Here is a 17867-nt window from a genome sequence, read left to right as displayed (position 1 = left end):
AATCTCATGCCGTCAGCTGCTCCCCCGGCGGGTTCGATGTCGGGGTCAAGCCTAACAACGACGGGGACCACCTGCACGACAAGCCATACCGCTTTCGACACTTTTCGCCAAAACCGCAGGTCGTGCTGCGTTTCGGCCACACTCTCGACCTCTGGTGGAACGTGAGGCCCGGTGTCGCCCCTCAGCGCACCACGGGGCGGGTCGGGCTCGACACGTCGTAGGTCTCGACGCCGCTGCCGGCGCCGCGCGCCTCGACGAGCTCCCGGAGGACCTGCGACTTGAGCTCGCTGTCCTCGGCGGTGCCCCAGACGACCGTGCGGCCGTCGGTGAAGGCCAGCTCCACCGAGGACAGCGACTCGGCCGAGGCGGTGCGCAGCTGGGCGAGGACGGACTCCGGGAGGGCGGCCAGCACGTCCGCGATGGCCTCGAACCGTTCGCCCTCGAGCACGTCGCGCCCGCCCGTGACGACGGGGACGCCCGCCTCCTCCGCGGAGCCGGCGGTCATCAGCTCCACCCCTTCCGAGTCGACGACCACGAACTCCCCGTCGTCCTCGATCGCGGCCACGGGCACGCGCTCGCGCAGCGCGACCACGAGATGGTGCGGGGGCTCGAGCAGGACCTCGATGGAGCGGACCTGCGGGATCCGCCCCACCCGCTCCCGCACCTCGTCCTTGGAGATCCGCGTCAGCGGGACGCCCCGGTAGGCGTCGAGCGCGGACTCGACGCGAGCCGGGTCCGTCAGCTCCGCGCCGCGCACCGTGATGTCCCGCACGGCCAGCGCCGGGGAGAGGAACAGGACGCCGGCGAGCACCGCGAGGGCGGCGAGCACCCCGAGGACCGCGCCGATCCGCCGGCGCCGGCGCCGCGCCCCCGGTGAGGCGGGAAAGGCCACCACCGTGGCTCCCACGGCTGTGGCCCCCACGGCCGTGGAACCGGCCCGCGGGGGCTCCTCCACCGGGGGGAGCCGGGAGGCGGTGAGCGTGCGGGTGGCGGCGCGCTCCTGCCGGTGCCGCCGCCAGGCGCTGAAGCGCCCGCCGGCGGCCGGGACCTCCTCGAGGTCGTCCTCGTCGGCCAGGGGCGTGACCTTGGTCCCGTCGTTCACGCGCACGCGCACGCGCCCGCCCTCCGGCGCGGCCGCGCCGGAGGCGGTGCTCCCTGACCGCGGCGGGCCCCCGGGGCCGGCCGGCGATCCGGGGTCGCGCTCAGGGGCGGCGCCCCGCTCGGGCGCGGGGCCCGCGGTGGTCTCCGGCACGGGCCCGCCGGCGGGCCCGGGAACGCCGGAGTCCCCGGCGGAGTCCCCGGCCGGGTCCCCGAAGCGGGGCTGGTGCGGGCGGCCGTGCCGGCTCATCAGCGGGCTCCGAGGCGGTCCACGAGCCGGGGCCCGAGGGCGGTGACGTCCCCGGCGCCCACCGTGAGCACCAGGTCCCCGGGGCGTGCGGCCGCCGCGGCCTCTGCGACCGCGTCGGCGCCGTCCGGCACGTAGCGGACGTGGGCGGGGGCGCGGTCGGTGACGATCCGGCTCGTGAGGCCGTCGACGGGCTGCTCCCGCGCGGCGAAGATGTCGATGACGAGGGCCTCGTCGGCCAGCGCCAGGGCGTCGGCGAACTCGGCCGCGAACTCGCGCGTGCGGGAGAACAGGTGCGGCTGGAAGATCGCGATCACCCGGTGCCCGGACGCGACCTCCCGCGCGGCCGTGAGCGCCGCGACCACCTCGGTCGGGTGGTGGGCGTAGTCGTCGAAGACCCGGACCCCGTCCACCTCGCCCCGCAGGTCGAAGCGCCGGGCGGAGCCGTGGAAGCCGGCCAGCCCGCGCACCGCATCCGCGGGCGGGACGCCGGCCTCGACGGCCACGCAGAAGGCGGCGGTCGCGTTGAGGACGTTGTGCCGGCCCGGCACCACGAGCTCGAGCCGCTCCTCCCGGCGGTCGGCGCCCTCGCCCAGGAGCAGGGTGCTGGTGGTGCGCAGCCCGTCGGCCTCCCCGGGGAGCACCCGGACGTCGGAGCCCGGGTCCGTGCCGTAGCTGACCACCCGTCCGCCGGCGGACCGGTGGCGCTCCGCGAGCGCCCGGGAGCCGGGGTCGTCCTGGCAGGCCACGAGCAGCCCGTCCGCGGGCAGGGTCGCGGCGAACTCGTCGAAGGCCCGGTAGAAGGCCTCGCGGGAGGCGTAGTAGTCGAGGTGGTCGGGCTCGATGTTCGTGACCACGGCGATCCGCGGACCGTACGCGAGGAAGGAGCCGTCCGACTCGTCGGCCTCGGCCACGAACCACGGACCCGTGCCGAGGGCCGCGTTGGAGCCGAGGTCGGCCACGTGCGCGCCGATGGCCCAGGAGGGCTCCAGCCCGGCGGTGTGCAGCGCGAGCGCGGCCATGGCGCTCGTGGTCGTCTTGCCGTGCGTGCCGGCCACCGCCACGACCGCGCGGCCGTGCATCGCGGCCGCGAGGGCCTCGGAGCGGTGCAGCACGCGCAGCCCCGCGGCCCGGGCGGCGGAGTACTCGGGGTCCTCGGGCGGGATCGCGGTGGACACGACCACGGTCTGCGCCCCGTCCACGTGCTCGGCGCGCTGGCCCACGTGCACGGTGGCGCCCAGGTCCTGGAGCTGGCGCAGCGCCGGGGAGTCCTGGCGGTCGGAGCCGCTGACCGGGACCCCGCGGGCGAGCATCAGCTTGGCGACGGCGGACATCCCCGCGCCGCCCATCCCGATGAAGTGGACCCGGCCCAGCAGGGCGGGGTCGGTCTCGTGCTCAGCGCTCAACGGGGACCTCCTCGAGGATCATCCGTGCCAGCACGGTGTCGGCGTCGCGCACGCCGTGGGCGCGGCTCGCGGCGGCCATCGCGGCGAGGCGGCCGGGGTCGGCCAGCAGCGGGTGCACGTTCCGGCGGTACCAGTCGGGGGTGAACGCGTCGTCAGCGACGAGCTGCGCCGCGCCGGCCGCCACCAGGGAGGCGGCGTTGAGCGCCTGTTCGCCGTTGCCGACGGGCAGCGGGACGAACACGGCGGGCAGGCCGACGGCGGCGACCTCCGAGACGGTCGCGGCGCCGGCGCGGGCCACGAGCAGGTCCGCGGCGGCGTAGACGCGCTCCATGCCGTCCACGTACTCGACCTGCACGTAGCCGGGGGCGCTCAGCGGCGCGCCGTCGTCCCGGGTGAGCTGCTTGCCCCGGCCGGTGACGTGGAGGAGCTGGTAGCCGCGCGCGGCGACCTCCTCGACGACGCCGGCCACGGTGCGGTTCATGGCGAGGGCGCCCGAGGAGCCGCCGGTGACCACGACGGTGGGCAGGTCGGGGTCGAACCCGAAGGACCGGCGGGCCTCGGCGCGCAGCGCCTCCCGGTCCAGGTGGGAGATCTCCCGGCGCATGGGCATGCCGACGGTGACGGCTCCGCGCAGCGGGGTGCCGGGGAACGCGGCGGCCACGGTCCTGGCCCAGCGCGCGCCGACCCGGTTGGCCAGACCGGGGCGGGCGTTGGCCTCGTGCACCACGATGGGCAGCCCGCGCCGGGCGGCGGCGAGGTAGACGGGGGTGCAGACGTAGCCCCCGACGCCCAGCACCACGTCCGGCCGGACGCGGTCGAGGATCTCCCCGGCCTGCCGCACGGCGCCGAGGAGCCGTCCGGGCAGCCGGACGAGGTCCACGGAGGGCCGGCGGGGCAGCGGGACCCGGTCGACGAGCTCGAGCTCGAGCCCGGCCTGCGGGACGAGCCGGGTCTCCATCCCGGACGCGGTGCCCACCGCCGTGAGGCGGGCCGCCGGGGCCTGCTCCCGCAGCGCGGCCGCCACGGCCAGGAGGGGGCTGACGTGCCCGGCGGTGCCCCCGCCGGCCAGCAGGACCGACGGCGCGGGGCCTCCGGTGGTGGGTTCGGACGGTGTCATGCGCGATCCTCGTTCGGGGTGCGGGGGCGGGGGGTGCGGGTGGGGACCTGGATCCGGCGCGGCAGCCGGGTGAAGGACATCACGACGCCGACGGCCGCGAGGCTCATCAGCAGCGACGACCCACCGTAGCTGATGAACGGGAGGGGGACGCCGATCACGGGCAGCACCCCCGTGACCATGCCGATGTTGATGAACGCCTGGCCGACCAGCCAGGTCACGATGCAGGCGGTGGCGATCCGGACGAAGCCGCTGCGGGCGCGCAGGATGACCCGGGCCATCGCCAGGGCCATGACCGCGAAGAGGGCGAGGATCAGCACCGTGCCCAGCAGGCCCAGCTCCTCGCCGATGATCGAGAAGATGTAGTCGTTGTGCGCCTCGGGGACGTAGTTGTACTTGAGCCGGGACTGGCCCAGCCCCACGCCCCACCAGCCGCCCGAGGCGAGGGCGTTGAGCCCCTGCTGGGACTGGTAGCAGGCGTCGGTGGCGCCGCACTCGCCGAACAGCCAGCCGGTGATCCGGTCCACGCGGTGGGGCGCGGTGACCACGGCCAGCGTGCCGACCAGCGCGGCCCCGGCGGCCGCGATCGCGAACAGCCGCAGCGGCGCCCCGGCGAAGAACAGGGCGGCCCCGTAGATCAGCACGAAGACGAGGGCCGTGCCGACGTCGTCGCCCAGCACGATCATCGCGGCGGGGATCCCGATGCCCAGCCCGGACGGCCACAGGGCCTGGCGCCAGTCGCGCACGGCGTCGCCCTGCCGGGCCAGGACCATGGCCAGCCAGATCGCCACGGCGAGCTTGGCGGCCTCGGAGGGTTGGAAGGTCTGCCCGCCCACCACGATCCAGTTCCGGTTGCCGTTGATCTCCTGTCCGAGCGGGGTGAAGACGAGCATGAGCAGCAGCACGGCGAGGACCAGCAGTCCGGTGGCGCCCCGGCGGTACCAGGCGGTGGGCACGAAGGACAGCGCGAACATCAGGACCACGCCGATCCCCCCGAAGGTGGCCTGCTTGACGAAGTACGAGTACGCGGACTCCTGCGCCGAGATCGACTCGACCGCCGAGGCGGAGAGGACCATCATGATGCCGATGGCCGTGAGCAGCAGCACGGAGCCGGCCAGCGCGTAGTAGGAGTGGATGAGGGGGCCGTCCACGAGGGCACGCCAGAAGCGGCGCGCCCCGCCCAGGGAGCCGCGGGCCGTCTCCGCGAGCCCCGCCCGGTCCTGCAGCTGCGTCACGAGAGCCGTCCCACGAGGTCCGCGACCTCCCGGACGAACGCGTCACCGCGGTGGGCGTAGGAGCTGAACTGGTCCATCGAGGCGGACGCCGGGGCCATCAGCACCGTGTCGCCCTTCCGGGCGACCTCGTGGGCGAGCCGCACCGCCTCGCCCATCACGGCGTCGCCCGCCGCGGGGCCGGGACGTTCGGCGGTCCGCAGGACGGGGACCTCGGGGGCGTGCGCGGCGAGCGCGGCCAGCAGCGAGTCGTTGTCCGTGCCGATGAGCACCACGGTGCGCAGCCGGCCGGCGTGCCGGGCGACGAGCCGATCGTAGGAGACGCCCTTGGACAGGCCGCCGGCGATCCACACCACGGAGTCGAACGCGGCCAGGGCGGCGTCGGCCGCGTGCGGGTTGGTGGCCTTGGAGTCGTTGATCCACAGCACGCCGTGGGTCGTGGCGACGGCCTGGATGCGGTGGTCGCCGGGCTCCCAGGCGCGCAGCCCCTCCCGCACGGCCTCCGGCGGGGCGCCGGCCGCCCGGGCCAGCGCCGCGGCGGCCAGCGCGTTGGCCACGCCGTGGGGCGTGGGGAGGGGGCCGGTGTCGGTGATGGAGGCGAGCTCGAGGGCGGAGCCCCGGCGGTCGTCGAGGAAGGCGCGGTCCACGAGCAGGTCCTCCACGACGCCGAGCATGCTGACGTCCGGGGTCTCGAGGGTGAAGCCCACGGCGCGGCAGCCCTCCTCGACGTCGGCCTCCTCGACCATGCGCACGGTCTCGGCCTGCTGGGCGTTGTAGACGCACGCCACCCGGGTGTGCTCGTAGATGCGGGACTTGTCCGCCACGTAGTTCTCGTAGCCGCCGTGCCAGTCCACGTGGTCCTCGGCCACGTTGAGCACCACGGACGCCAGCGGCGACATCGAGGACGTCCAGTGCAGCTGGAAGCTGGAGAGCTCCACGGCGAGGACGTCGTGCTCGACCGGCTCGCGCAGCGCGTCCAGGATGGGGGTGCCCACGTTGCCGACGGCGGCCGCGGTGAGCCCGGCGGCCTGCAGCATCGACGCGGTCATCCCCACCGTGGTGGTCTTGCCGTTGGTCCCGGTGATGCACACCCACTCGGCGGTCCTGCGCCCGGCGCGCTCGCGCACCCGCCAGGCGAGCTCCACGTCGCCCCAGATCTGGACGCCCTCGGCGGCCGCGGCGGCGAGCAGGGGGTGGTCGGGCCGCAGCCCCGGGGACGTGACGACCAGGTCGGGGCGCTCGCCCTCGACGTCGGGCACGGCCCCCTGGGCGGCCTCCCCCAGCAGGACGTCGACGGCGCCCACGATCCGCAGGGTGTCGGCCTTCGCCCGGTTCTCCGGGGTGTCCGCCCCGTCGACGACGACGACGCGGGCGCCGAGCTCGATCAGGGTGTCCGCGGCGGCGAAACCCGACAGGCCGATGCCGGCGACGACCACGCGCAGCCCGGCCCAGTCGGCGTCCCACGTGGTGAGCCCGGCCAGGCGCGGCCGGTCCAGGACGGGGTTGTCGTTGCTCGCGTGGATCATTGGATCATTCCTCCGTGGGAGAGCAGCCAGTCGCCGTAGAAGACGCCGAGCGCGGCCGCGACGAACAGCCCGGCGATGATCCAGAAGCGGACCACGATGGTCACCTCGTTCCAGCCCTTGAGCTCGAAGTGGTGCTGCAGCGGCGCCATCTTGAAGATGCGCTTGCCGCCGGAGAGCTTGAAGTAGCCGACCTGCAGGATGACGGAGACCGTGATGATCACGAACAGCCCGGCGATGAGCACCAGCAGCAGCTCGGTGCGGGTGAGCACCGCGAACGCGGCGAGCGCGCCGCCGAGGCCCAGCGATCCCGTGTCGCCCATGAAGATCTTCGCCGGGGAGGTGTTCCACCACAGGAAGCCCACCAGGGCCCCGACCAGCGCGGCGGCGGTGAGGGCGAGGTCGGCGGCGTCGCGCACCTCGTAGCAGACCCCCTCGGCCACGGCTCCGCACAGGTGGGTGTTCTGCCACATGGCGATCAGCAGGTAGCCGCTGAACACGAGGATGGACGCCCCGGTGGCGAGGCCGTCGAGGCCGTCGGTGAGGTTCACGGCGTTGGTCGTGGCGGTGGCGATCAGGTTCACCCAGATCACGAAGAGGACGGCCCCGACCGCGGTGCCGGCGAAGGCGAGGTCGAGGGCGGTGTCCCGGGTGATGGAGATCGCCGAGGACGCGGGGGTCGTGCCCTGCGGACCGGGCACGAGCAGCACGAGCAGGGCGAAGGCGGTGCCGATGAGGCCCTGGAGGACGATCTTGCCCACGGGGCTGAGCCCGAGGTTCTGCTTCTTGGCGATCTTCTTGTAGTCGTCGATGAACCCGACGAAGCCCATGCCGAGCATCAGCAGCAGCGCGGAGAGCCCGGAGAGGGTGACGCCCCCGTAGGAGGGCCACAGCACCCCGGAGATCAGGTGCGTGAGCGCGTAGGCGACCACCACGGAGCCGAGGATCGCCACGCCGCCCATGGTGGGCGTCCCGCGCTTGGTGTGGTGGCTGGTGGGCCCGTCGTCCCGGATGAACTGGCCGTAGCCGCGCCGGGCGAGGAACTTGATGAAGGCCGGGGTGCCGAAGAGGGACAGGACCAGGGCGAAGCAGGCCGCCATGAGGATCTGGATCATGCCGGCTCGTTCCCGTCCGCGGAGGGGCCCGGGGTGGTGGGCCTCCCGCTCGGGTCGAGGGAGGCGTTGACGAAGGGACCGGCCGAGCGCCAGTGGTCGCCGCGCGCCGGGGCGTCGTTGCCCGGGGCGGGCCCGCCGGCGCCGTCCCCGGCGTCGGCCGCGACCCGGTCCCCCAGGACCCGGAGACCGGCAGCGTTGGAGGACTTGAAGAGCACGATGTCACCCGGTGCCAGCTCCTGGCGCAGGATCTCCTCGGCGTCCTCCGCGGTCGCCGCCCAGGTGGCCTCGTTGCCCCACGAGCCCTCGAGCTGGGCGGCGTCGTAGACCGGGCGGGCGAGGTCGCCCACGGCGATCAGCTTGGAGATGTTGAGCCGGACCACCATGCGGCCCAGGGCGTCGTGCTCCTCGATCGTGCTGTCGCCGAGCTCGAGCATGCCCCCGAGCACCGCCCAGGTGCGGCGGGGCGCGGACCCGGCGGAGCCGCGGCCCAGCTGGGCCAGGGTCTGCAGCGCGGCGCGCATCGACTGCGGGTTGGCGTTGTAGGCGTCGTTGACCACCGTGACGCCGTCGGCCCGCTCGGTGCGCTCCATCCGCCACCGGCTCGCGGCGCCCTGGGCGTTGAGCGAGGCCGCGATCCGCTCCGGGGCGACCCCGGCCACGAAGGCCGCGGAAGCGGCCGCGAGCAGGTTGGAGACGTGGTGCTCCCCGATGAGCCGGGAGACGATCCGGTGCGCGGAGCCGTCCGGGAGGTGCAGGAGGAACTCCGGGCTGCCGCCGGGCCCGAGGCGGATCTCGGAGGCGTGCACCCGGGCGGCCGGGACGTCGGGCAGCGCGTTCGCCGGGGACTCCCCGAAGAACAGCACGGGCGCGGCGGTGCGGCGGTGCATCTGGCGGACCAGGGGGTCGTCGTCGTTGAGGACCGCCACGCCGTCGGCCCGCAGGGACTCGACGAGCTCGCCCTTGGCGCGGGCGATGTTGGCGACCCCGCCGAACTCGCCGGCGTGGGCGGAGCCCACGCACAGCACCACCCCGATGTCGGGGCGGACCATCCGGCACAGGTAGTCGATGTTGCCGATCCGGGTGGCGCCCATCTCGATGATGAGGAACCGGGTGTCCGGCTCGGCCTCGAAGACGGTCAGCGGCACGCCGACCTCCCCGTTGTACGAACCGCGGGGCGCGACCGTGGGACCCTCCGCGGCGAAGATGCCCCGCAGGAGGTCCTTGGTGGTCGTCTTGCCGACGGATCCGGTGACGGCGATGACCTTCACCTCGTGGTCGGCGCGCAGCTGGGCCACGACCCAGGCGGCCAGCCGGCCCATCGCCTCCACCACGTCGGGGACCAGCACGCCCGGGTAGGTGACCCCCGCGGCGTCGGAGACCTCGTGCTCGACGAGGGCGAGGACGGCGCCGGCGGCGAAGGCCGCGCCCACGTACTCGTGGCCGTCGGTGACCTCCCCCGGTTTGGCGACGAACAGCGTGCCGGGACGCGCCTCGCGGGAGTCGGTCGCGACGTGGCGGACGACGGGCGCCGCGGCGGCGGCGCCGACGGCGCGCCCGCCGGTGATCTGCGCGAGCTGTGCGGCGGTGAGGTCGATCATCGGTTCTCCCAACGGTCCTGCTGCCCGTCGGCCAGCGCGGCCCGCAGCTCTTCCCTGTCGTCCAGCGGGTGGTCCACGCCCCGGATCTCCTGGACCGTCTCGTGCCCGCGGCCGGCCACGAGCACGGAGTCGGTGCGCCCCGCCATGGCCACCGCGGCGCGGATGGCCACGGTGCGGGGCTCGAGCACGAGCACCTCCTGGGCCCGGGCGCCGGCGTCGCGGGCCGCGAACGCCCCGGCCGCGACCTCGGCGCGGATCGCGCCGGCGTCCTCGTCGTGCGGGTCGTCGTCCGTGATGATCACCACGTCCGCGTGGCGGGCGGCGATCTCCCCCATGACCGGGCGCTTGGAGCGGTCCCGCTCCCCCGTGGCGCCGAAGACCACGATCACGCGGCCCTCCTCGTCCGGCGGTTCGACGGCGGCGAGCGCGCGGCGCAGGGCGTCCGGGTTGTGCGCGAAGTCGACGACGGCGGTGGGCTGCGTGCCGATGAGCTGCATCCGCCCCGGCACGTCCGTGGTGAGGGGGTCCGCCTCGTCGAGGACGCGCTGCACGTCGGCGACGTCGACCCCGGAGGCCACGACCATGACCACGGCGAGCGCGGCGTTGGCCACGTTGAAGTCGCCCGGCAGGCCCGTGGACACGCGCAGTGTGCGGCCGTCCCGGTGCCGCAGCGCGAAGGAGTGCCCGATCCCGCGGCGGGTCAGGCTGGTCAGCGTCCAGTCCGCGCCGTGCCGGCCCGGTCCGGCGTCCCGGTCCCCCGGCACGCCGCCGCGCAGGGCGATCGTGTCGACGAGGTCCGGGCCGAGCCGCTCGCGCGCGTGCTCGGCCATCCGCAGGCCCCAGACGTCGTCCTCGTCCTGGACCACGACGACGGCCCGGCGGGTCCGCTCCGGGGTGAGCAGCTGGGCCTTGACCGCGAAGTACTCGTCCATCGACCCGTGCAGGTCGAGGTGGTCCTGGGTCAGGTTGGTGAACCCGGCGACGTCGAAGCGGACGCCGTCCACCCGGTGGAACTGCAGGGCGTGGGAGGAGACCTCCATGGACGCCGCCGTGATGCCGCGCTCGCGCATGAGCGCCAGCAGCGCGTGCACGTGCGGGGCCTCCGGGGTGGTGAGCCGGGAGGGGATCGACTCGTCGCCGGCGAGGATCTCGATGGTCCCGATCAGGCCCGTGCGCCGGCCCAGGGCGCGGAGCACCGAGTTGGTGAAGTAGGTCGTGGTCGTCTTGCCGTTGGTGCCGGTCACCGCGAACAGGGCCGGGGCGGTCCCGTCCTCCGGCCGGGAGCCGTAGACGCGTGCGGCAATCGCCCCCACGGACCGGCGGGGGTCCGGGGCCTCGACCACGGGCAGCCCGATGCCGGCGTCCCGGAGGATCGCGGCGCCCTCGGCGTCGGTGAGCACCGCGGCGGCGCCGGAGCGCTGGGCGGCCGCGCCGAAGCGGGCGCCGTGGGTGCGGGCGCCGGGCAGCGCCGCATAGAGGTCCCCGGGGCGCAGCTCCCGGGAGTCCAGGGCGATGCCGGTGACCTCCACCGCGCGGGACGGCGCCGCCCCGCCCGCGAGCCGGGCGGTCTCCGCGAGGCTCAGCGGCCGGGGGCGGGCGGGGCGCATCGTCTGCGCGTCGTGTCCCTGCTGGGCTGTCGCGTCCATCAACGTCCTTCGTGGTCTGGGCGGCGGGTGGGTGGTCCGCCGGGAGCGGGGGGGCGGTCCCGGGGGGTGGCCGGGCACGGCGATATGGAAGTCTAGTCGCCCTCGTCGGCCCGCCGGGACGCCTCCGGGGCGGTCCCGCCGGTCCCGGCGGCCCCGGTCCCGGCCGCGGCGTCGGCCCCGGTGCCGGCCTCGGTGCCGGCGGCGGGCCCCTCCTGGGCGTCGGCCGGGGCGTCCGCCCCGGTGCTGCCGTCCTCGGGTGCCTCGACGCCCGGCGGGGTGTCCACCCGCGCCGTCTGCTCGCTCTCGTCCTCCTCCGGATCGTCCGTGCGCAGCGGGATCCGCACGGGCTCGGTGGTGGAGGGCGGGACGTCGTAGTGGCGCAGCACCTGGCCCATGATCTTGCTGAAGGTGGGGGTGGTGCCGATCGCGCGGACGTCGCCCTGGGGGCGCTGGAGCGTGACCGCCACGAGGTACTGAGGGTCCTCGACGGGGGCGACGCCCACGAAGGAGGTGGTGTACCCGTCGTAGCCGCCCTCCGGGCTGGGGGCCTCGGCGGTGCCGGTCTTGCCGCCCACCCGGTAGCCCTCCACGGCGGCCTCCTTGGCGCCGCCCTGGGTGACGGTGACCTCCATCATGTCGAGCACCTGCTCGGCCGTCTCCTCGGAGACGACCCGCTCGCCCTCGGGCCGCTCGACCGGGGTGCTGGTGCCGTCGGGGGCGACGACGGACTCGACGACCCGGGGCTCCACCTGGACCCCGCCGTTGCCGATGGCCTGGAAGATCGTCGCCGTGCGCAGCGGGGTCTGGGCGACGCCCTGGCCGAAGAGCACGGTGTACTGCTGGCGCACGTCCCACTGGTCCGCGCTCGTGAGGATGCCGGGCGACTCACCGGGCAGCTCGATGCCCGTGGTCTCGCCGACGCCGAAGCGCTGCATCCACTCGTGGCGCTGCTCCGGGGCGAGCTTGCCGCCGACCAGGACGGTGCCGGTGTTCATCGAGTCGGCGATGATCCCGGTGAACGTGCGCCGCTGCTCGCCGTGGTCGAAGGCGTCGGTGATCTTCTGCCCGTCGATCTCCAGGAACGGGGGCACGGTGATCTCCGTGCGGGGCGTGACCACGCCCTCCTCCACGGCGGCCGCCGCGGTGAGGATCTTCTGGGTGGAGCCGGGTTCCACGGCCTGGGTGACGGCCCGCGCCCCCAGGTCCTCCGCCTCGGCGGAGCCGATGTCGTTGGGGTCCACGGTCGAGGAGTCGGCCAGCGCGAGCACCGCACCGTCCTCGATCCGCATGACCACGGCCGTGCCCCACTCGGCGTCCAGCTCCTCGGCGCGCTCGGTGACGGCCTGCTGGGCGAAGAACTGGACGTCGCTGTCGATCGACAGCTGCACCGAGGAGCCGTCCTCCACCGGGCTCTCCTCCTGGGGCGCCACCGGGATCCGCACGCCGTCGGCGCTGATCTCGAAGGTCCGGCTCCCGTCGGTGCCGCGCAGCAGCTCGTCCTGGGTCTGCTCGATCCCGCCGAGCGCCTCGTCGTCCCCGCCCATGAAGCCGACCACACTGCCGCCCACCGGGCCGTTGGGGTAGATGCGGTCGGAGGACGGCTGCCCGTACACGTAGGGCAGGCCGAGCTCGCGCACGGTGTTCCACTGCTCGGGCGTGACCCCGCGGGCCACGTACTCGAACTGCTTGTCGCCGTCGAGGGCGTCCTTGACCTCGGTGTCCTCGAGCTCGAGGGCGTCGGCGAGCTGGTACACCGCCTGCGTGGGGGTCACGGTCTCGGTGGTGCCGTCGGCCAGGGGACGCTCGAACTCGCGCACCAGGGACTGGTCGACCGTGACGTCGTAGCGCTGGAGCGTGCGGGCCAGGACGTTGCCGTGGGTGTCGCGGATCTCACCGCGCAGCGCGGGCACCACCTCCGTTCGGGACCGCTCACCCGCAGCGGCCTCCGCCCGGCCTGCGACGTCGAAGCCCTGCACCCACACGAGCCGGATCCCGAGGACCACGAGCAGGCCGAGCACGAGGACCACGCCGATGTGGCTGCGTCCGATGCCGCGGGCGCGGGGGGCGTCGGACGTCGAGCGTGCGCGTGCCACGTGTCTGCCTCGTTCCTGGTTGCGACTGGGAGATGTCCGGGGGGCTGCTGCCGGCGGGGGCGGGGGCCGGTGGCCCGGTCACTCCCCGGGCGTGCGCTGCGGCGGGGCCGCGAGGGAGCCGCCCTCCGCGTCCGCCTCGCCGGCCGGCGCGGCGTCCTCGCGGGCGCTGCGCTCGGCGTCCTCCCGCTCCTGCGCCGCCTTCTCCCGCTCGCGGTCCTCGGCGCGCTGGGCGGCACGGTCCGCGGCCTCGGAGCCGGTCTGGTGGGCGTGGTCGACCAGGATCTCGTGGTTCTCCTGGGGCTGCGCGGGCATGGGGTCGCCCTCGACGGTCCCGTTCGTGACGTCGACCGTGCCCGAGTCCTGCGCGGGGACCATGCCGAGGTCCGTCGCCATCACCGCGAGGTTCTGCGGGGCGTTGTAGAACTCGAGGTCCTGGGTGAGCGCCTCGTTCTGCTGGCTGAGGGCCTGCTCCTGGGCGCGCAGCTCCACGAGCCGGTACTGGCCCCCGGAGATCTGGATGTTCAGAACCAGGATCGAGGCCAGCGCCACCACGAGCGCCACCAGGCTGAGCACCACGGTGGAGAACCGCTGTCGGCGTGCCCGGCCCGGGACCACGGACAGCGGGGCCCGGGTCGACCCGGCCCGCTCCTCGGCGGGCGGCGCCGGGTCGCTCAGCTGGCGGGCGGAGGTGCCCTCCACCGGCGGACGCTGCCCGCGCCGCCCGGCCCAGGCGCCGATGCCCGTGCGCTGGGAGGTCGGGCGGACGGGGCGTCGCTGGAGTCCGGTTCCGCTCATGCCGTGTACCTCTGCGCGTTCTGTGCTGTGGGGGGGACGTGCTCTCGGATGCGCTCCACCGCGCGCAGGCGCGCGGAGGCGGCACGGGGGTTCTCGTCGATCTCCCGGGGGGTGGGGGTCTCCGTCCCGCGGGTCAGGACCCGCAGGGTGGGCTTGTGCTGGTCGAGCTCCACGGGGAAGCCCTTCGGCGCCGTCGAGGCGGCTCCGCGGGCGAAGGCCTGCTTGACGATCCGGTCCTCGAGGGAGTGGTAGCTCATGGCCACCACGCGCCCGCCCACGGGCACTGCGTCCAGTGCGGCGGGGATCGCCCGGCGCAGCACGTCGAGCTCCTCGTTGACCTCGATCCGCAGCGCCTGGAAGGTCTGCTTCGCGGGGTGGCCCTTGCGGTGCTGGGCACCCTGCGGCACGGCCCCGCGGACGACCTCGACGAGCTCGCCCGTGGTCCGCAGCGGGGTCCTGGCCCGCTGCGCCACGATCGCGCGGGCGATCCGACCGGCGAAGCGCTCCTCGCCCCAGTCCCGCAGGATCCGGCGCAGGTCCTCTTCGCTGTAGTCGTTGACCACGTCCTGGGCCGTGACGGGCGCGGTGGAGTCCATGCGCATGTCCAGGGGCGCGTCGTAGGAGTAGGCGAAGCCGCGCTCGCGCTCGTCGAGCTGCAACGAGGAGACCCCGAGGTCGAAGAGCACCGCGTCCGCGTGGTCGAACCCGTGCCGGCCGAGGGCCTCCGGGATCCGGTCGTAGGTCGTGTGCACGGGGTGGAACCGGTCGCCGAACGGGGCGAGCCGCGCGCCGGCCAGTGCGTGGGCCTGCGGGTCCCGGTCGATCGCCACCAGCTGCAGGCCGGGGAAGCGCCGCAGCAGCGCCTCGGAGTGACCGCCCATGCCCATCGTCGCGTCCACCGCCACGGCGCCGTCCTCGCCGAGCGCGGGAGCCATCAGGTCCAGGCACCGTTCGAGCAGCACGGGAACGTGGAGCTGCTCGGCTGGGCGTTGCGCCATGGGCCCTCTCTTCGGCGGTCGACGGTGGATCGGTCTTCGGTGGCCGGCGCCGGGTCGACGCCGTGGTGCGGCGGCGGGCCTTCCAGGATCAGAACCCCATCCGCTGGCCGTCCCTCGAATCCGGCCTGGCTCAGGGGAAGGTGAGTCAGGACGGTGACGGCTGTGCGGCTGGAGATCTCATCCGGGAAGCGGCTCCGCGTGCTCCGCGGTGGTCTCGGCGGCCCTGCGCTCAGAAGAGCCCGGGCACCACTTCCTCCTCGGTCTCGGAGAAGACGGCCTCCTTCTCGTTCAGGTAGTCGTTCCACGCCTGGGCGTCCCAGATCTCCGCCCGGGTGCCCGCGCCGATGACGGCGAGCTCCCGGCCCAGCCCGGCGTAGTCCCGCAACGGCGGCGGTATGGTGACTCGGCCCTGCTTGTCCGGGACCTCGTCCGAGGCGCCCGAGAGAAAGACCCGGATGTAGTCCCTGGCCTGCTTCGAGGACAGCGGTGCCGCCCTCAGCTGCTCGTGGACCCGCTCGAACTCGCGGACGCTGAACACGTAGAGGCACCGTTCCTGACCGCGGGTCAGCACGAGTCCCTCCGCCAGTTCCTCCCGGTACTTCGCCGGCAGGATCAGGCGGCCCTTCTCGTCGAGACGGGGTGAGTACGTTCCGAGAAACATGCTCACCGCCTCTCCAGCCCGAGAGTTCTCCCAGATCCATCTCTTCGCCCCACTTTACTCCACTTCACTCCCCGGTCAACGAACGCAGGGCCCGGGCGCCGCGGCGTGGCGCGGCGCCCGGGCGCCGCGACGGGCGTCGCCCCAGGTGGGCACGATGGCGCCGCGGCGGAGGGCTGCGGGGAGGAGCGTGGAGGACACCCCGGGCCCGCGGTGCGGGGCGCCGGCACCGGGCGTCGGGGAGCGCGGTGGAGGACGCCGCGGCCCGCGGCACCGGGCGCCGGCGGAGGGGTGCGGGGAGGAGAGTGGAGGACGCCGCGGTGCGGGCTGCGGGGAGGACGGTGGAGGAACGCTCCCCGGACGTTCCCGGGGTGCGGCCGGGGTGCGGCCGCGGCACCTCCAGGGCATGAAAAAGCTCCCCGGCGGTGCACCGGGGAGCTGATCGGACCCTGCAGACCGCCGTGCGGCAGCAGGGTGGGGGGAGGTGGAGGGGCCGGTCGGGTCGGTCCGAGCGGGCGGCGCCCTGCGGTCGGCTCCGGGTCCGGGCGGGGCCGGTCAGGTGGACGGGCCCCCGGAGTTGCGCTGGTCCCAGCGCTCCTCGAGGTTCTGCAGGAAGGGCGACGAGCGGCGGGGCGGGCCGCCCTTGCCGGGCTCCCCGCCGGGGCGCGGCTTGCCGGAGCGCAGCGTGGCGACGTAGACACCCGCGCCCATCACGACGAAGCCCAGGACCCCGACCAGGATGGAGTCGATGACGACCCCGCCCAGGAGGACGAGCAGGCCGACGACGGCGATCACGATCCCGAGGACGATGTTGCGGGTGGAAGCACCCCTGACGGCGCGGGACCCCATGTTCGTCACGAACCTCGGGTCGTCCGCGTGGAGCTGCTTCTCGAGCTGCGCCAGGAGCTGTTGCTCGTGCTCGGACAGTGGCACGGTATGCCTCCTCATCCTTCGGGTGCGGATTCCCCGGCTGTTCCGGCGCCGCCTGCTACCAGGATAGACCGTCGGGTGCTGATTTGGCACCGCGCACACGGCTGTCAACAGCCTCCGAGTTGCCCTCCGGACTCCGGGGTGCGGGAGGCAGGAGACGGGCGGGGCCGAGGCGCTCGGCGCCGAAGCGGGCGTGCACCCGGTCCATGGCCTGCTCGGCGGCCCCCCACTCCTCCTCGCGGCCGTCCAGGCTCAGCTGCAGGGCGTCCGTGGCGGGCTCCAGCCGCTCGGCGCGGATGCCGATGAGCCGGACCGGCTGGGGCCGGTCCCCGAGCTCCTCGAGCAGGCCCACGCCGTGCTCGAGGAGGTCGTGGGCGGACGTGAAGGGATGCTGCAGGGTCCGCGACCGGGTGATGGTCGTGAAGTCCGCCCAGCGCACCTTGAGCCCCACCCGGCGGGCGCGCAGACCCTGCCGGCGCAGCCGCGAGGCGGTCCGGTGGCTGAGCCGCAGGAGGGTCTCGTGCAGCACGCGGTCGTCCGCGACGTCCCGGGGGAAGGTCTCCTCCGCGCCCACGCTCTTCTCCTCGCGGACCGGTTCGACGGGGCGGGGGTCCCGTCCGTTGGCGAGCTCGTGCAAGTGGTGGCCGGCCGCCCGTCCGACCAGGCGGGTCAGCATCGGCACGGGGGCGGCCGCGAGGTCCCCCACGCTCCTGAGCCCCGCGCCGGTGAGCGTCTCGGCCGTGCGCCCGCCGACGCCCCACAGCGCCGAGACCGGCAGCTCCGCCAGGAACGCGACGGTGTCCTCGGGCTGGACGAGCAGCAGGCCGTCCGGCTTGGAGCGGGTGGAGGCGATCTTCGCGACGGTCTTGTTGGCGCCGATCCCCACGGAGGCGGTCAGTCCCAGCTCGTCCCGCACACGGGCCCGCAGGCCGCGGGCGATGCCCACGGGCGGGCCGAGCCGCCGGACCGCTCCGGCGACGTCGAGGAAGGCCTCGTCCACGCTGATCTGCTCGACACGGTCGGTGATCTCCCGGAACATGGCCATGACCCGGCGGGAGTAGGCGTCGTAGGCGTCCCGGTGGGGCTCGAGCAGGACGGCCCGGGGGCACATCGCCCGGGCCCTTGCCAGGGGCATGCCGGAGCGGACGCCGAACGCCCGGGCCTCGTAGGACGCGGAGAGGACGACGGAGCGTCCGCCCGACCCGGCCACGATGACGGGCCTGCCGCGCAGCCCAGGGGCCGCGAGCAGCTCCACGCCGACGTAGAACATGTCCATGTCGACGTGCAGCACGGCGCACTGCCGCCAGCGCTCCAGCCGGTCCCTCGGCGTCTCGGTCACCGCGTCCTCCTCCCGGGTCCGGCACAGCTTAGCCCTCGGCGCGGACATCCCGGCCGCGGTGCGGGCCCCGGCCCG

The 17867-nt window shown here is 74.7% G+C and carries 14 protein-coding genes; all 14 read right to left on the bottom strand.

Annotated features, from left to right (window positions below):
• Positions 1-181: 181 nt before the first annotated feature.
• The 14 genes from CK505_RS14570 to dinB all read right to left on the bottom strand — a co-directional run bounded on the left by CK505_RS14570 (position 182) and on the right by dinB (position 17792).
• The gene (locus CK505_RS14570) at positions 182-1348 is read right to left on the bottom strand and encodes a cell division protein FtsQ/DivIB (RefSeq protein WP_095651550.1); all 1167 of its coding nucleotides are present in this window, start codon (positions 1346-1348) and stop codon (positions 182-184) included.
• Positions 1348-2751: a UDP-N-acetylmuramate--L-alanine ligase gene (murC, locus tag CK505_RS14565; RefSeq protein ID WP_017833685.1), complete on the bottom strand. Its 1404-nt coding sequence runs from the start codon at positions 2749-2751 to the stop codon at positions 1348-1350. Before murC ends, CK505_RS14570 begins: the two co-directional genes overlap by 1 nt.
• On the bottom strand, positions 2741-3868 hold the full coding sequence (gene murG / locus CK505_RS14560) for an undecaprenyldiphospho-muramoylpentapeptide beta-N-acetylglucosaminyltransferase (protein ID WP_095651549.1): 1128 nt from the start codon (positions 3866-3868) through the stop codon (positions 2741-2743). The genes murC and murG overlap by 11 nt, the downstream gene beginning before the upstream one ends.
• Positions 3865-5100, bottom strand: a complete 1236-nt coding sequence (gene ftsW / locus CK505_RS14555; RefSeq protein WP_017833687.1) for a putative lipid II flippase FtsW — start codon at positions 5098-5100, stop codon at positions 3865-3867. Before ftsW ends, murG begins: the two co-directional genes overlap by 4 nt.
• Positions 5097-6623, bottom strand: coding sequence for a UDP-N-acetylmuramoyl-L-alanine--D-glutamate ligase (gene murD / locus CK505_RS14550; RefSeq protein ID WP_095651548.1), 1527 nt, complete (start codon positions 6621-6623; stop codon positions 5097-5099). The genes ftsW and murD overlap by 4 nt, the downstream gene beginning before the upstream one ends.
• A complete protein-coding gene (mraY, locus tag CK505_RS14545) occupies positions 6620-7735 on the bottom strand; it encodes a phospho-N-acetylmuramoyl-pentapeptide-transferase (protein ID WP_017833689.1) in 1116 nt (371 codons plus the stop codon). The genes murD and mraY overlap by 4 nt, the downstream gene beginning before the upstream one ends.
• Positions 7732-9333 (bottom strand): UDP-N-acetylmuramoyl-tripeptide--D-alanyl-D-alanine ligase, encoded by a 1602-nt coding sequence (murF, locus tag CK505_RS14540; RefSeq protein WP_035924055.1) that lies wholly within the window; start codon positions 9331-9333, stop codon positions 7732-7734. Before murF ends, mraY begins: the two co-directional genes overlap by 4 nt.
• Entirely contained in the window at positions 9330-10979 is a 1650-nt protein-coding gene (locus tag CK505_RS14535; protein ID WP_095651547.1) for a UDP-N-acetylmuramoyl-L-alanyl-D-glutamate--2,6-diaminopimelate ligase, read from the bottom strand. The genes murF and CK505_RS14535 overlap by 4 nt, the downstream gene beginning before the upstream one ends.
• A gap of 92 nt (positions 10980-11071) precedes the next feature.
• Positions 11072-13072 (bottom strand): penicillin-binding protein 2, encoded by a 2001-nt coding sequence (locus tag CK505_RS14530; protein WP_095651546.1) that lies wholly within the window; start codon positions 13070-13072, stop codon positions 11072-11074.
• A gap of 78 nt (positions 13073-13150) precedes the next feature.
• Complete coding sequence (locus CK505_RS14525) at positions 13151-13867, bottom strand: hypothetical protein (protein ID WP_017833693.1); 717 nt, start codon at positions 13865-13867, stop codon at positions 13151-13153.
• Positions 13864-14865 (bottom strand): 16S rRNA (cytosine(1402)-N(4))-methyltransferase RsmH, encoded by a 1002-nt coding sequence (rsmH, locus tag CK505_RS14520; RefSeq protein ID WP_035924058.1) that lies wholly within the window; start codon positions 14863-14865, stop codon positions 13864-13866. Before rsmH ends, CK505_RS14525 begins: the two co-directional genes overlap by 4 nt.
• 229 nt (positions 14866-15094) lie before the next feature.
• Positions 15095-15526, bottom strand: a complete 432-nt coding sequence (gene mraZ, locus CK505_RS14515; RefSeq protein ID WP_031283112.1) for a division/cell wall cluster transcriptional repressor MraZ — start codon at positions 15524-15526, stop codon at positions 15095-15097.
• A 552-nt stretch (positions 15527-16078) separates the two neighbouring features.
• Positions 16079-16456 carry a DUF3040 domain-containing protein gene (locus CK505_RS14510; RefSeq protein WP_017833696.1) on the bottom strand — a complete coding sequence of 126 codons (378 nt, stop codon included), beginning with the start codon at positions 16454-16456 and terminating at the stop codon, positions 16079-16081.
• Between the two features lie 55 nt (positions 16457-16511).
• Positions 16512-17792: a DNA polymerase IV gene (gene dinB / locus CK505_RS14505; RefSeq protein ID WP_095651545.1), complete on the bottom strand. Its 1281-nt coding sequence runs from the start codon at positions 17790-17792 to the stop codon at positions 16512-16514.
• Between the last annotated feature and the right edge of the window lie 75 nt (positions 17793-17867).

This window comes from Kocuria sp. WN036 (assembly GCF_002287015.1).
GTDB lineage: Bacteria > Actinomycetota > Actinomycetes > Actinomycetales > Micrococcaceae > Kocuria > Kocuria rosea.
This window is presented reverse-complemented; position numbering and strand designations above follow the sequence as displayed.